12 protein-coding genes and 3 tRNA genes are annotated in these 13,056 nt (G+C 68.0%); 7 read left to right on the forward strand and 8 right to left on the reverse strand.

The features are described 5' to 3' along the window. Nucleotides 1–3 precede the first annotated feature (3 nt). The 3 genes from E6J59_11940 to gltX all read right to left on the reverse strand — a co-directional run bounded on the left by E6J59_11940 (nt 4) and on the right by gltX (nt 1,594). Nucleotides 4–75, reverse strand: a tRNA-Glu gene (locus E6J59_11940). A gap of 8 nt (nt 76–83) precedes the next feature. Then, nucleotides 84–156: transfer RNA gene (locus E6J59_11945), tRNA-Gln, on the reverse strand. Nucleotides 157–196: 40 nt separating this feature from the next. Then, entirely contained in the window at nt 197–1,594 is a 1,398-nt protein-coding gene (gene gltX, locus E6J59_11950; GenBank protein TMB19422.1) for a glutamate--tRNA ligase, read from the reverse strand. 134 nt (nt 1,595–1,728) lie between these two features. Here gltX and E6J59_11955 point away from each other — a divergent pair, with 134 nt between their 5' ends. Beyond that, on the forward strand, nt 1,729–2,106 hold the full coding sequence (locus E6J59_11955; GenBank protein ID TMB19432.1) for a response regulator: 378 nt from the start codon (nt 1,729–1,731) through the stop codon (nt 2,104–2,106). A gap of 75 nt (nt 2,107–2,181) precedes the next feature. Continuing rightward, the gene (locus tag E6J59_11960; protein ID TMB19433.1) at nt 2,182–2,283 is read left to right on the forward strand and encodes a hypothetical protein; all 102 of its coding nucleotides are present in this window, start codon (nt 2,182–2,184) and stop codon (nt 2,281–2,283) included. Between the two features lie 169 nt (nt 2,284–2,452). On the opposite strand, the gene E6J59_11965 is transcribed toward E6J59_11960, so the two are convergent. Further along, nucleotides 2,453–2,662, reverse strand: coding sequence for a hypothetical protein (locus E6J59_11965; GenBank protein ID TMB19423.1), 210 nt, complete (start codon nt 2,660–2,662; stop codon nt 2,453–2,455). A gap of 866 nt (nt 2,663–3,528) precedes the next feature. On the opposite strand from E6J59_11965, the gene E6J59_11970 reads away from it, so the two are divergent. Both E6J59_11970 and E6J59_11975 read left to right on the forward strand, forming a co-directional pair. Continuing rightward, nucleotides 3,529–3,601, forward strand: a tRNA-Lys gene (locus E6J59_11970). A gap of 491 nt (nt 3,602–4,092) precedes the next feature. After that, complete coding sequence (locus E6J59_11975; GenBank protein TMB19424.1) at nt 4,093–4,347, forward strand: hypothetical protein; 255 nt, start codon at nt 4,093–4,095, stop codon at nt 4,345–4,347. Between the two features lie 1,021 nt (nt 4,348–5,368). Here E6J59_11975 and E6J59_11980 read toward each other — a convergent pair. Next, the gene (locus tag E6J59_11980) at nt 5,369–5,662 is read right to left on the reverse strand and encodes a hypothetical protein (GenBank protein ID TMB19425.1); all 294 of its coding nucleotides are present in this window, start codon (nt 5,660–5,662) and stop codon (nt 5,369–5,371) included. Nucleotides 5,663–6,082: 420 nt separating this feature from the next. On the opposite strand from E6J59_11980, the gene E6J59_11985 reads away from it, so the two are divergent. Further along, entirely contained in the window at nt 6,083–6,370 is a 288-nt protein-coding gene (locus tag E6J59_11985) for a hypothetical protein (GenBank protein TMB19426.1), read from the forward strand. A gap of 745 nt (nt 6,371–7,115) precedes the next feature. Here the strand turns inward: E6J59_11985 and E6J59_11990 are convergent. Together E6J59_11990 and E6J59_11995 are read right to left on the reverse strand one after the other, a co-directional pair. After that, nucleotides 7,116–8,585 carry a CSLREA domain-containing protein gene (locus E6J59_11990; protein TMB19427.1) on the reverse strand — a complete coding sequence of 490 codons (1,470 nt, stop codon included), beginning with the start codon at nt 8,583–8,585 and terminating at the stop codon, nt 7,116–7,118. Between the two features lie 125 nt (nt 8,586–8,710). Continuing rightward, nucleotides 8,711–10,300: a CSLREA domain-containing protein gene (locus E6J59_11995; protein ID TMB19428.1), complete on the reverse strand. Its 1,590-nt coding sequence runs from the start codon at nt 10,298–10,300 to the stop codon at nt 8,711–8,713. Nucleotides 10,301–10,562: 262 nt separating this feature from the next. Here E6J59_11995 and E6J59_12000 point away from each other — a divergent pair, with 262 nt between their 5' ends. After that, the gene (locus tag E6J59_12000; protein TMB19429.1) at nt 10,563–11,033 is read left to right on the forward strand and encodes a hypothetical protein; all 471 of its coding nucleotides are present in this window, start codon (nt 10,563–10,565) and stop codon (nt 11,031–11,033) included. A 7-nt stretch (nt 11,034–11,040) separates the two neighbouring features. Beyond that, nucleotides 11,041–11,277, forward strand: a complete 237-nt coding sequence (locus tag E6J59_12005; protein ID TMB19430.1) for a hypothetical protein — start codon at nt 11,041–11,043, stop codon at nt 11,275–11,277. A gap of 379 nt (nt 11,278–11,656) precedes the next feature. On the opposite strand, the gene E6J59_12010 is transcribed toward E6J59_12005, so the two are convergent. Continuing rightward, the gene (locus E6J59_12010; protein TMB19431.1) at nt 11,657–12,226 is read right to left on the reverse strand and encodes a hypothetical protein; all 570 of its coding nucleotides are present in this window, start codon (nt 12,224–12,226) and stop codon (nt 11,657–11,659) included. Nucleotides 12,227–13,056: the final 830 nt, after the last annotated feature.

Raw genomic sequence — 13,056 nt, forward strand, 5'->3', positions numbered from 1 at the left:
GAGTGGTCCCAGGGGGAATCGAACCCCCGTTACCGACGTGAGAGGCCGGCGTCCTAGCCGCTAGACGATGGGACCGGAGCGAGCTGAGGAGGGAGGACTCGAACCTCCAATGGCCTGATCCAGAGTCAGGTGGCTTACCAATTAGCCGACTCCTCAACAGGGCAGGCGGCGACGCTACTCGAAGGCCTCCGGGCCGTCAAGGTCGCGGCATCGCGGCGGCGAGGCGCGCGAGCGTGCGCTCGCGCCCGAGCACGTCGAGCACCTCGTAGATGCCCGGGCTCACCGTGCCGCCGGTCACGGCGACGCGCACGGGCTGGGCCAGCGCGCCCAGCTTGAGCCCGTGGGCGGCGAGCGTGGCCTGGAACGCGCCCTCGATCGCGGTCGCGTCCCAGCGCGGGAGCGCGGCGAGGCGCTGGCGCAGGTCGGCGAGCGCGGGCGCGACGGCGGCCGTCAGGTGCCTGGCGGCCGCCGTCGGGTCGGGCGTGATCGCGTCGACCAGGTAGAAGCGGCAGAACTCCGCCAGCTCGACCAGCGTCTTCGCGCGCTCGCGCAGCGTCTCCACCACGCGTGCGAGCCAGGCCCGATCGGCGGGGACGGGGAGCCCGGCGCGCTCGAGGAAGGGCGCCAGCAGGTCGGCGAGCGCCGGCGCCGGAGTCGCCTTCATGTACTGGAAGTTCACCCACTCGAGCTTCTCGGGGTTAAAGATTCCAGCCGACTTGCCGACGTTCTCCAGGGAGAAGTGGGCGATGAGCTCCTCGCGGCTGAACAGCTCCTGGTCGCCGTGCGACCAGCCCAGGCGGGCCAGATAATTGACCACCGCGTCGGGCAGATAGCCCATGTCCCGGTAGGCGAGCACCGAGGTCGCACCATGTCGCTTCGAGAGCCGATCTTTGTCGGGCCCCAGGATCTGGGGCACGTGCGCGAACTCGGGCGGCGTGGCGCCGAGGGCGCGGTAGAGGAGCACCTGGCGCGGCGTGCTGGCGAGGAGGTCGTCGCCGCGGATCACGTGCGTGATGCGCATGTCGTGGTCGTCGACCACCACGCAGAAGTTGTAGACGGGCACGCCGTCCGAGCGCACGATGATGAAGTCGTCGAGCTCGGCGTTCTGGAACACGACCCGGTCCTTCACGTGGTCGTCGATGACGGTCTCGCCCGCGAGCGGGGTGCGGAAGCGGAGCGCGTGGTCGGTGCGCCCGGCGGGCGGCGCCGTGCGCTCCCGGCAGGTGCGGTCGTAGATGGGCCGCCGGCCCGCGGCGCGAGCAGCCTGCCGGCGCGCCTCGAGCTCCTCCGGAGTACACCAGCAGCGATAGGCGGCTCCGGCGGCCACGAGCGCCTCGGCGCGCGCGCGGTAGAGGGCCATGCGCTCGCTCTGGTGGTAGGGGCCCTCGTCCCAGGCGAGGCCGAGCCAGCCGAGGCTCTCGAGGATGTCGCGCACCGACTCGGCCGTCGAGCGCTCGCGGTCCGTGTCCTCGATGCGCAGCACGAACGCCCCCCCGTGGTGGCGCGCGAAGAGGTAGCTGAAGAGCGCGGTGCGGACGCTCCCGATGTGGAGCGCGCCGGTGGGGCTCGGCGCGAAGCGCGTCCGGACCGACATTGGGCGAAGCTAATCGGATGGCGTCGGGCGTGTCAAATTCCTGACGCGTCGACGCGATCGCGGTTTGAGAGTGGGCGTCGCCGGCAGCATACTGACCGGATGGAGCGGGCGCCGGGAAGAGAGGAAGCGCGATGCTGAAGAAGATCCTGGTGGTCGAGGACAACGAGGACAACCGCCGCATCCTCGTCTACCGTCTGCGCAAGATCGGCCAGTTCGACATCCGCGAGGCCGCCAACGGCCAGCAGGCGATCGAGGCCGTGCGCGCCGATCTCCCCGACCTGATCTTCATGGACCTGAAGATGCCGGTCATGGACGGCTGGGAAGCCACCAGGCGCATCCGCGAGATGGACGGCGGCGACAGCGTGCGCATCATCGCCCTCACCGCGCAGGCGATGGCCGGTGACGAGCAGAAGGCGCGCGCCATCGGCTGCGACGACTACCTCGCCAAGCCCGTCGTCGATCCGGACCTCGTGCGCCAGAAGCTCGAGCGCCTGATCGGCGCCGCCGCCTGAGAGCCGGGAGCTTCTCCCAGCGCGTTCGCGCGTGCCGTCGCGCTCGAAGCGTACGCTGGTCTCTACCGGCTCCGCATCGCCGGCGACTACCGCGTTGTGTGGCGCGTGGACGACACGGCGCGCACGGTGCTCGTGCTCCTGATCGGCCACCGCAAGGACGTGTACCGGAGGCTCTGACCGTGGTGCCCGTGCAGCGGGGTGTCTTGGGCATGTTGCGCGTGTGGCTTGCCAGTCCGCCCCATGCTGTCGCCGGCGTGCTGACGTTGCAGTCCTCGTCTACAGCCCACGCAGCGCGCCCGACCCATACCGACGCCGCGACGGCGCCTTGAAAGTTGCCGGCGGGCGGCTACTCGCATGTGAGTCCGCGTTCCTCCGCCCACCACCGCGGCACGCCGAGGCGCCCGACGTCGCCGTCGGCGGCCAGCGTGCAGTCCGGGTGCAGGATGACGACCGGGAGCGGCACGACCCGGCCCGCCACGACGCACATGAGCCGCATGTCCCGGGCCACCACGCGCGCGTCCTCGAACCATAGGTAAGCCCGTCTCCCCTCGGCCATGGGCAGTCTCCTTTGGAGTCCGCGCCTGGCACGCGTGGGGAGCGCCCTTTGCCACCGACCCCCTCGTCTCCCACGCCGCGCTGCGGGGCTTGTAACGGGCTTCGCTCCGGACAGTGGACCCTTCTGCGCAGCGCCGCAAGTGCGTTCCGTAATTCGCGGTCATTCAAGGTGGCGTTATGCGACTTTGATTCTCACGCGGCACTTCGATGACCGGCCAGCACGCGGACTGCCTTGCCTTACCAGGTATGCTCTTTTCCCTTGCACCCCTGACCGCGACCGAGGATAAGTCCGTCATCGTCAGAGGGGGGATGCGGACGGGGAATATGTCACTCCAGGAGTTCCACGACTTCGCGAACCTGACGCACGCGATCCTCTGGCGAGGGGTCGCCGCCGTCAGGCGCGCCCGATCGAGCATCGCGGACAGCCGGAGAGTCTGCGAGGAAACCCGGGAGCTGCTGGCGGCCCTGCATCAGCGGCGCAGGCGCCCTCGACGTCCCCCACCTTTGCGTGGCACGCTGACGGGGTAAACACGTGGGGCTGCGTTGCGGCGACGCGCCCTCGCTGCAAAACTAGCGCACCGCCCGCGGCGGCGCCGCCCCCTGCCCAGCCACCCGCTCACGAGGCCAGGCGCCTACGAATGGCCGCCTCGCTGATACCCAGGAGCGCCCCCGCCTTCCGCAACGAGCCGGTCGCCGCCAACGCCCGGCGCGCCTGGTCACCCCGCACGCGCCCCCGCCGGCCGAGCGGGAGGGCGGGACTGGCAGGGCAGAGCAGCGACGGTCGGGGACCATTCGAGCATAGGCCGAGCACAGGTTCCTTGCTCCGGCGCTCGCGGGCGGCTAAAAAGGCCCGTCTTTTCCACGCCCGAGCCGTTAGCTCAGTCGGTAGAGCATCTGCCTTTTAAGCAGAGGGTCGCTGGTTCGATCCCAGCACGGCTCACTGATATTTCGGGCACTTAGCCACTGCTAGATCGCTAGGGTGTGCTTATCGCGCTTGCCGAGGGGACACGTGGCGGTCATGGAGTGTTCGCTTTCGTGCCCTCCTAGCAGAGGGCGCCGTTCTAGATAGCTTGTTTTAGCTAAACTGCTTGTGCCCCGCAAGGCGAAACAATCTGGCGGCCGACAGGGAGGTGACGGGGATGCACGAGGGCTCAGGCCGGGAACGCGCGCGGACCCGAGGGCGGCAATCGGCCTGTCCGCCCGTTGCCGGCCCCCGAGCCCCCTGCGTGCTCGTCAGGTAGTGGGTGGATAATACCGCGTTAGGGCGGGTGGAGCAAGGTATCTAGGTTGACACGACCGATGGGATGCGATACAAGGGATGTTCCTGTTCTTGTCACCTCGGGCTGCGCTGGGGGGAATTGTCCCCGTAGCGTGGCCCGAGGTGTTTTGGAGCGTTGACCGCGCCATGGGGGGCGTGTAGCGGGAACGATCATGACGGAAGGCGATGCGGGAGGAAGGCCGGCGCTCTTCTACAAGTACCGGACGGCCGCGCAGGCGCAAGAGATGCTTACCACGCGTGTGGTGTGGCGACCCTCGCCGATCGAGTTCAATGATCCCTTCGACACGCGTCACTTCTGGCGCTTCGGATTCGAGTTGGACGACACGGTACTCGCAGCCGTGACTGACCGGATCGCGCGGTTCATGCAGTGCGACGGCCCCTCCCTGAGAAGATGGGCGAGTGGTTGAAGCAAGAGGTGCGGGCGGGCCGCCAGCTGCGTGGCGAGGGACGGCTTGCCGAGGTGCCGTCCGTGAGGGAGCAGCTCAAGCCGGCCATCCCGCGGATCGCGGCTGGACTGGAGGCGTTGCAGCGCGAGTGGAAAGAGGACCTTCCAAAGATACGCATCCTCTGCCTTAGCGGAGCCTGCGACAATCCAAGGATGTGGGTGCACTACGCCGATGATCACCGAGGCGCGGTGATCGGTTTCCAGGACATTCCGGGCAAGAACAGCGCCCTCTGCGGGGAATGCACCCGGTCACGTACGAAGCAGACCCGCCGGCGCTCGCAGAGACCCCCGAAGACCTGGCCCTGCACATCACCGGCGAGGCGCCGATCGACGTGAGGGCGGCCTTGCACCGAGCTGTGTTCACGAAGGGTCTACGCTGGGAGCACGAACACGAATGGCGGTGGTGGACGATCGAGGACGGTGCCGAAGCGGAATGCCGTGTCCGCGTCAAGGATGAGGATTTTCGCCGCCGTCTACCTCGGCTGCCGCATGCCGGACGAAGACCGCGACGCGATCATGCGCATCGTCCGCGACGTGCTCCCGCACGTCCAGCTCTATCAAGCCCGCCAGAGCAAGGTGGGGTTCGTGCTGGAGTTCGATCCGCTCACCGCGTAGGCCGCGTGAAAGTAGCAAGGCGGAAAAGAGCCGACAAGAATCGGGACGGCAATCGGGACGGTCGTGGCTAAGTAGCCGATAATCACGAGCGGAGGGGGGAGATTCGAACCGCTGCGACGTGTCCGCTTGTGGCCGAGCGCGAGGCCTTACGAGCGTGAGACGGATGCGGATTATGCAGAGTTAGCTACGCGTACACAGCCATGTACACCACAATAGCCCTTGACAGCCCCATGACGCGGGGCGTAGGAGGGCGGGCAGTGCGGCTCGGGGAACGGCTGCGAAGGGGATGGGGGTGTTGCTGGTGCTCCTCACCGCGCTGGTGTGCGTGGTAGTCCTGGCCGTTGTCGGCCCAACCACCCGCCTACTGACTAGGCTACCACGCCACCTTCTAGGGATTCGCGCGAGAGCGCGTCCTCTCCTCCGGGGGCCGCCCAGCGCGCTACGGTAGGCCCGCCCGCGAGCAGAAGCCCGCGTTCCTCCGCCCACCATCGCGGCACCCCGAGGCGCCCGACGTCGCCGGCACCGGCCAGCCGGCAGTCGGGGTGCAGGATGACGACCGGGAGCGGGACGATGCGGCCCGCCACGACGCACAGGAGCCGCAAGCGCTCCTGCACCACGCGGGCGTCCTCGAACCACAGGTAGCCCCACCTGTCCTCCGCCATGGGCGCTCTCCTTTTGGAGTCCGCGCCTGGCACGCATGGGGAGCGCTCCTACCGCCGTCCCCCTCATCTCCCACGCCGCGCTGCGGGGCTTGTAACGGGCTTCGCTGCGGAGAAATAGACCCTTCTGCGAAGCGCCGCAAGGGGGACGCTTTGAGGCACACTCGGACTTACGACAGCACCAACGGCGGTATTCGCGCTTGCGGCCGGCGAGTTGGAGGGACGCTTCATCAGATAGGACACTTTTCCACAGACTGTGGAGAACCCGCCGCCACCCCTGATTCACGTGGCACTTCCAACCATCCAGCGGACAGCGAATGCACCGGAACACCGAGCCCAGCTCGCCAGATGCTGTCCTGGTTAGGCGCGGGGTGTCCTTAAATTTTGGGGCTGGGTTATTGGTAATGGCGGCCCGCTAGGCTAATGCTGCTGAGCGTCGTCCACCAGCTCAACGGAAGGGAGGAGAGCATGCTCTCGGAGACGCTACCTTTGGTGCGCTGCAAGAAGTGCGGGATCGGCACGATGCTGCCGCTCTCGGACTACGGGCAGGACGGCGCCGCGATCCTCTACAAGGCATGGGTCTGCGACAGTCCGACCTGCGGCTACAACCTCCGCATCGATCGGGGCCAGGTGACCTACGGCGACTTGCCCCAGCCGAAGTCGGCGCAGGAGCCCCGCCACGGGACTCTTGTTGCCAGGGCAGTTCGTTAGCTAGCTAAGATGCCCTAATGACCGAGAAGCGCGAAGGGTCGAGCGACGTCCCCCGCGCGGACGAGACCGATCGCCGCGACGCCGGTCCGCGACCACGACGAACTCGAACACGATCGCGGACATGCTGGACAAGTTCGTGAAGCTCTCTCCCGCGTTCCGCTGGGTGTGGCAGGCCGCAAAGCCCCACCTCGGCCTGTAGACTCGACGGCAGGGGGGGTGTGCTAGGGGTGTGCTGACCAGGCTCCCATCGGCACCCATCGGCTGCTCGGGTGTGAGCACGAAAAGCCAGGCATTCCGGGCAATCGGTGGGGAGCGATGGGAGGCGAGATCCTACGCGCGCCACTTTTAAGCAGAGGGTCGCTGGTTCGATCCCAGCACGGCTCACTCGCTGTCCTCGGCACTTACGGGTGTACTCTACTAACAAGGTAGCTTCGGATTCTGCGACGCCGTGTGCCAGGACGCTCAGGTCTCGACTCCGACCTGAGCGCCTGCATCGACCGGACCGACGCGCTCAACCAGAGCGGCGACGGCATCACGGCGCCGTTCGACCGTTCGACCCGCCGGGCGCCGCCGATCCGGGGCCGTGCGAGGGGGCGTTCGGAACCGGGCGCTCGGTGCTCGACCCCTCGCGCTGCGCCGTGCGCTGAGTGGGATCGGTTCCGGCCGCCGGCGAGACGGGCCGGCTACACTGCTTCGGCGCGACGACGTCCGCTGGCGCGGGGGCGCGCCGCCTGCGTCCCTGCTCTCAGCTCGAGCTGCGCAGCGTCATCAGATCGTGCCGCAGCTGATCGGCCGTGTTCTTCATGCCATCGAGCGCGTCGCCGGGAATCTGGTTCTGTGCCCGGCGCGAGCGCAGGCGGCCCTTGAACTTGCCGACCGACCGGCTCGCTCCTCCGAGCATCGACTTCTCACGACGCTTCTTCCCATTCGCGAGGGCCTGCTGGGCCTGCCCGGTCTGTGTCTTGGCCCTCGTGAGGATCCTGCCCAACCCGTCGCGCAGCGCGCCCGGGCCGACGGCCGTCTGCACGGTCTGGATCAATTCGTCGAGCCGACAATCGATGGATGGGAAGGTGGGGGTCTTCGGGCAACCCGGGGCCGTTCCACCGAGCTCGTATGCGCCGATATCGCACGTGGCGACGCCATCGTCGTTGCCATCCACCGGACGGGGAAAGCCGCGCTGGTCGGTGGCAGGCGGCGGACAGTCGCTGCCGCCCGCGTCGATCGCAGGGCTGCCTGGCAAAAGTGCGTGGGTCGGGGTGGGGCCACCGTTGTCCTGCAGCGGACCGAGCTGCGGGTCCATGCCGACGAGGTCCCCGGCACCCGCAAAGCCGCAGGTGTTGCCGCTGTCCAGGTTGTGCCCCTGGGAAGTCGAGGTGCCGCTGCCGGCACAGTTGTCCCCGGAAGGACTGTTCGCGACGATCACGTAGCCGAACGTAGCATCGCCGACGTTGTAGAAGCCGCCACCCATGCCCGGGGAGGCGCTGTTGTCCGCGATGGTGACGTTGGTCAACACGGCCATCGCACCGAAGGAGTCGTCGTTGGCGATGCCCCCGCCAGCATTCGCCGTATTTCCACTCACCGTGACATTTTCCAGCGTGGCCGTCGCCGGATTGTCGATGCCCCCGCCGAAGTTGGCGGCAGTGTTCCCGCTCACGACGCAGTTGGTCAGGGTGATGTCATTGTCATTTGAGATGCCGCCACCGCTGGCTGCTGCGGTATTGTTGGCGACGACCACGTTCCTCAACGTGAGCGTGCTGCTGTTGTAGAGGCCGCCCCCAAACCCATTGTCCCCCGGTCCGGGGTTCCCGTTCCGAATGGTCAGATCAGAGATCGCAACCAGCGACGCCGAGATGTCGAAAATGCGGTCGATCCCGTTCCCATCGAGGATCGTGCTGTCGGCGCCGGCGCCGGTGATGGTGACATCATCGGTGATGTCGAGGTCGCCGGTCGCGGCGACGTCCTCGCCCTGGCCGGCGATCCTCAGCAGGTAGGTGCCGGCCGGGACCATGATCGTATCGGCGCCGGCATGGGCGTTTGCCTCCTGGATCGCAGCGCGCAGGGTGCAGGTGGCGCCTGCGGTGGCACACTTGCCGTCACCGGGCGCCGCATCGACGGCGTCCGTGGTGTCGTTGACCGTGAATGTCGCCGCGGCCGCGGGAGCGACCGCGAGCAACAGCGCGGCTACGCCGAGAAGGAAGCGGCTAACGGGAGCCATGGAGGGGGAGGCGAAGACGAATGCCCGGTACGCGGGCGGCTGTCAAGACTGTCCGAGAGGAGGGGGGCTGCCTGCAACTGCGCCGTCGTTTCAGGCGGCGCAGATCTCACAGTGCACGGGCCGCCTCATGGTGGGCACGAGAATGGGAGGCACGAGAAGTTGCAGCTGATCAGTTCCACGGAGCACTGGGCCATTCTCAGTGCGTCACCGATGTTACAACCGCCGTCCCGGTTGACGTCGCAGACCTGGGGGTGACCGAAGGGCGCTAGGCCGCACGTGCGCAGATCGACGGTATACTGGGCTATGACGAGCGCGTCACCGATGTTCACCACGCCGTCCCCGTTCACGTCGCCGCACAAGAGCGTGGTGGTCGTGGTGCTGGTCGTGGACGTCGTGCTCGTGGTGGTGGTCGGCGGCCGCGTGGTCGTCGTCGAGCTGGTCGTGGTCGACGTGGTGGTGGTGGGGAACGGGTCGGTCGACCGGTGCTCGAACGCACCGATATCGCACCGGCCGCCCGAGGGCTGCGGGCGGGATACGCTGCGCTGATCCGTCGAGGGGGGCGGACAGTCGGTACCGCCGGCGTTGATTGCCGGGCTGCCCATGACGAGGGCCTGCGTCTGGGTGGGACCGCCGTTGCTTGCGAGCGGGGCGATCCCGGGGTCGGTGTTGCTGAGATCGCCGGTGCCCGTCAGGCCACAGCTGGTGCCGACGTCGATATTGTGCCCGCCCGACGTGAACATCGTCGGATCGAAGGTCAAGTTCATGCAAGTCTCGCTCGCCGGGTCGTGCTCGAAGATGGTGTACTTGAAGGTCGCGTCCCCGAGATTGACGAAGCCCCCGCCCCCCGGCGTAGCGATGTTGTTGCTGATGGTGACGTTGACGAGCGTCGCGGTGCCACTGTTGTGCTGCATTCCGGCGCCGGAGTCGGCACTGTTGTCGGATATCGTCACGTTGGTGAGATTCACATCGAAGTCACTCTCGAGCCCACCGCCCCCGGTCGCCGAGTTGCCGCTCAGCGTTACACGGTTCAGGGTGGCGACGCCGCCGGTCGAGTTGGAGATACCTCCGCCGGAACACGAGGTTCCAGCGCAGGTGTTGTTGCTCACCGTGACGTCCGTGAGCGACAGGATATCGGTGTTCGCGATTCCGCCACCAGAGACGCCGCCCGTGTTCTGTGTCACGACGACGTTGCTCAGGTTCAGGGTGACGGTGTCGTTGGCAGCGATAGCGCCTGTTCGGATGCCGCCGCCTTCCGCAACTCCGGGGTTGCCGTTGCGAATCGTGACCCCCGAGATATTGACGGTGCCGTTGAAGTCGATGTCGAACACGCGATCGAGCCCGTTTCCGTCGATGATCACGCTGCTCGCCCCGGCGCCCGTTATGTTGACCGCATCCGTGATGTCGAGATCGCCGGTCGCGGCATGGTTCTCGTTCCGGCCGGAGATGGTGAGCTTGTAGACGCCGCCTGTAGGCAGGCTGATCGTGTCGGCGCCGTTGTGCGCGTTCGACTCCTGGATGGCCGCGCGCAAGGTGCAGGCCCCGGCAGCGGTCCGGCACACGTTGTCGCCGATGTTCGCGTCAACCGCGTCGGCCGTGCTGTTCACGGTGTAGGTCGATGGCGCCGCCCAGGCCGGGACGCCGCCGCCCAGGAGCCAGGCGGCGCCGACGAAAACGGGGAGGAGCTTCGGTACCCGTCGCCGTCTGTGCTGTGTCATGATGCGTGATGCCGCTTCTGCATCGCTCGCTCGGGTTGCGAGTCGGGATCATTGACGCAGCTCTTGCTGGGTGTCAAGGCGAAGTTACCATTGTTGGCATATGACATAGATGATGTTCCACGGGCGCTTGCACAGCCGCAAGGTTGCGACCGGACCGATCGCGCCCGAGGCCACTGGCGTGCGCCCTGCTGGGAGCGCGAGCTGAGGCCGGAGGCGGCGAGGCGTTTGCGGAAAGGACCAGCGGCCGCGTAGAGTACACACGATGGGCTCCGCGCGGACCTGCGGGCGGGCGACGGCCGCCGGGATCGCCCTGGCAGCGATGCTCGGCTGGCGCAATGCCCGGGCGGCCGACGACGCGCCGGTGCCTCTCATTGCCTATAGCAACGATGCGCTCACCGTCCGCCTGAGCGGCGTGCAAAACTCCGACATCCTCGCGGAGCTCGCCCGGCAGAGCGGCGCCGAGATCCGGGGCCAGGTGCGCGAGCCGCGCGAGGTGACCGCCGACTTCGAATCGGTGCCCTTGCCGGAGGCGCTCGCCCGTCTGCTGGGTGAGCAGAACTTCGCGCTCGTGTACGGCAAGGGTGGCCGCCTCAAGGCGGCCGTTCCCCGGCTCTCTCCCGGGGCTCATCGATCGCCATCCTCCCGTGCCGGTTACCGGCCAGCTGGCCGAGGCCCTCGGGGCGCAATCGGCGACGCTCCGGCAGCTCCTCGACTTGAGCCTCCATCATGGTGACGCCGCCGTGCGGGCCGAGGCCGTGCGCACGGGCCTCGCGACGGTCGAGGCCGAGCCCGAGCTGCGCTCCGCCGTGATCGGCGAGCTGAACAACGCGGACAGTGCCTTCCTGGGCACCCTCCTGCGCACCTCGGCCAGCGCGCAGGCCGAGGACGTCGCCATGCAGGTGTTGCGGGACTCCCGCGCGGCCGAGATCCGCGTCAAGGCGCTCTCGGTGTTGCAGAGGCTGCGCGCCGGCGGCTGACCGACCCAGCGGCGGGTGGTGGCGCAGGCTCCCCATCCGTCTCTCACGGGGTCGCCGGTCTGCCCGAACCGTCAGGCAGAGGCCGACCGCTCGCGGCGGGCGTCGCGCCAGGCCTGTAACCCCGGTGTTGGACCCGGGAGCGAACGGCCCCGGGAGCCATCTCAGGTCGAGCGCTCCGCAACGAGCCTTGGGGCGGTGACGACCCCGAATGCACGGCTGGGGACACGACATCGGGTACGCTGAGATCTATGGGGAGAGCCATCGTGCGGTCGCGTCTTCACGGGCCAAATGACGAAGGTGGGAGGGAGCGCTTGCTCCCTCCCACCTTGCTGTTGGCCCGAGCCCTTCGCTGAGCTTCCGGGCTTTTTTGGCGCCTACCCTACGGGGTGCATGTCTTCTTGAGCGGCGGGTGAATCTGCTGGTTGCCCCGGATCAGGTCGCCACCGTCGTCGATATTCGGCGGAGGCGCTGAGATGTCCTCGGTCGTCGGATTGGCGCAGGCCACCGCCTGGCGCAGCGTCAAGCCCTCGCTGCTAGCCGGGTCCACGAACCAGATCCGCATCCGATACCGGTCGGGAGGCGGCGGTCCATTCGTCCCCCCTGGCTCGCTGCGGTCTTCGACATCGACCCGGAACACCACGCTCCGCCTGTCGCGCTTGCCGTTGGTGAGCGCGTAGTCACCCGGGCCCGAGAAGCAGATCTTGTTGGCCGGTGCGCGCCGCGGCTCGGGGCCGCAGATGCGATCGTCCGGATTGCACAGGGCGCCGACTACACCCGGTGCATCGGGATTTTCCGGACAGGGGAGGCACGCGCATTCCAGGCTGTCGAAGCTGCGCGCGTGGAAGTTGCCGAACAGCCGCGGCCGGATGTGACGCACATGCGTCCACTCGCCGGCGATGCACGCGGAGTCTGGCGTGAACGGTGTCGCGACCCCGATCGGCGCGCCCACCTGCCCACCATGCGTGGCGTTGAGCGCCGGGCTGTCACAGGTGTCGGGCGCGCACGAGCCAGGCGTGCTGGGATCGCAGCCGGAGTCGCCCGGGCCGCACGCGTCCACCCTCCCGCCACCGGTGACGCGACATCCGAGTTGGACGCACACGTGCGTCTGGACACATTGTCCAGCCTCGCAGCCAGGCACGCACGCGTCGCCCGGAGTGGTATCCGGGCCGCACGTAGTGCTGTCCGGCTTGTTCATGTGGGAGGCGACGCAGATGCCGTGCTTGGCGTTGGCCGGGTCGATCTCGCAGCCCGGCATCTGGCAGGGACCGGCGGTGACGTCGGGCGTGCACGTGGTGCTCGGGGGCACGGGCGTGCACATGCCGGTCGTCGGGTTGCAGCCCTGGTTGCACTGATCGGTGGGACAGTTCTCCCGCGTGTGCGCGGGCTCGCAGTGCCCCGCCAGACACCCCGGATGCGTGCAGAGGTCGTTGTCGGGCTTGTCGGCCTCGGCACTGCAGCCCGGCGGCGTCGAGCTGTCGGGCTGACTCAGATGCCCGGCAACACAGATACCGTGCTGGGCGTTCGCCGGATCGATCTCGCAGCCCGGGATCTGACACGGGTCCACGGGGCCCGTCGGCGTACAGCTCGTGCTCGCGGGCGTGGGCGTGCACAGGCCCGTCGTCGGGCTGCAGCCCTGGTTGCATTGATCGGTGGTACAGGACGTCCGCGTGTGCGCGGGCTCGCAGTGCCCCGCCAGACACCCCGGATGCGTGCAGAGGTCGTTGTCGGGCTTGTCGGCCTCGGCACTGCAGCCCGGCGGCGTCGAGCTGTCGGGCTGAC

The sequence above is a fragment of the Deltaproteobacteria bacterium genome (genome assembly GCA_005879795.1).
Classification (GTDB): domain Bacteria; phylum Desulfobacterota; class Binatia; order DP-6; family DP-6; genus DP-6.

Bases quoted from the DNA above. Each gene is read 5' to 3' on its own strand.
- E6J59_12000 (TMB19429.1), top strand. From the start codon at position 10,563: ATGGGCTCCGCGCGGACCTGCGGGCGGGCGACGGCCGCCGGGATCGCC.
- E6J59_11985 (TMB19426.1), top strand. From the start codon at position 6,083: ATGCTGCTGAGCGTCGTCCACCAGCTCAACGGAAGGGAGGAGAGCATG.
- E6J59_11980 (TMB19425.1), bottom strand. From the start codon at position 5,662: ATGGCGGAGGACAGGTGGGGCTACCTGTGGTTCGAGGACGCCCGCGTG.
- E6J59_11975 (TMB19424.1), top strand. From the start codon at position 4,093: ATGACGGAAGGCGATGCGGGAGGAAGGCCGGCGCTCTTCTACAAGTAC.
- gltX (TMB19422.1), bottom strand. From the start codon at position 1,594: ATGTCGGTCCGGACGCGCTTCGCGCCGAGCCCCACCGGCGCGCTCCAC.
- E6J59_11990 (TMB19427.1), bottom strand. From the start codon at position 8,585: ATGGCTCCCGTTAGCCGCTTCCTTCTCGGCGTAGCCGCGCTGTTGCTC.
- E6J59_11965 (TMB19423.1), bottom strand. From the start codon at position 2,662: ATGGCCGAGGGGAGACGGGCTTACCTATGGTTCGAGGACGCGCGCGTG.
- E6J59_11995 (TMB19428.1), bottom strand. From the start codon at position 10,300: ATGACACAGCACAGACGGCGACGGGTACCGAAGCTCCTCCCCGTTTTC.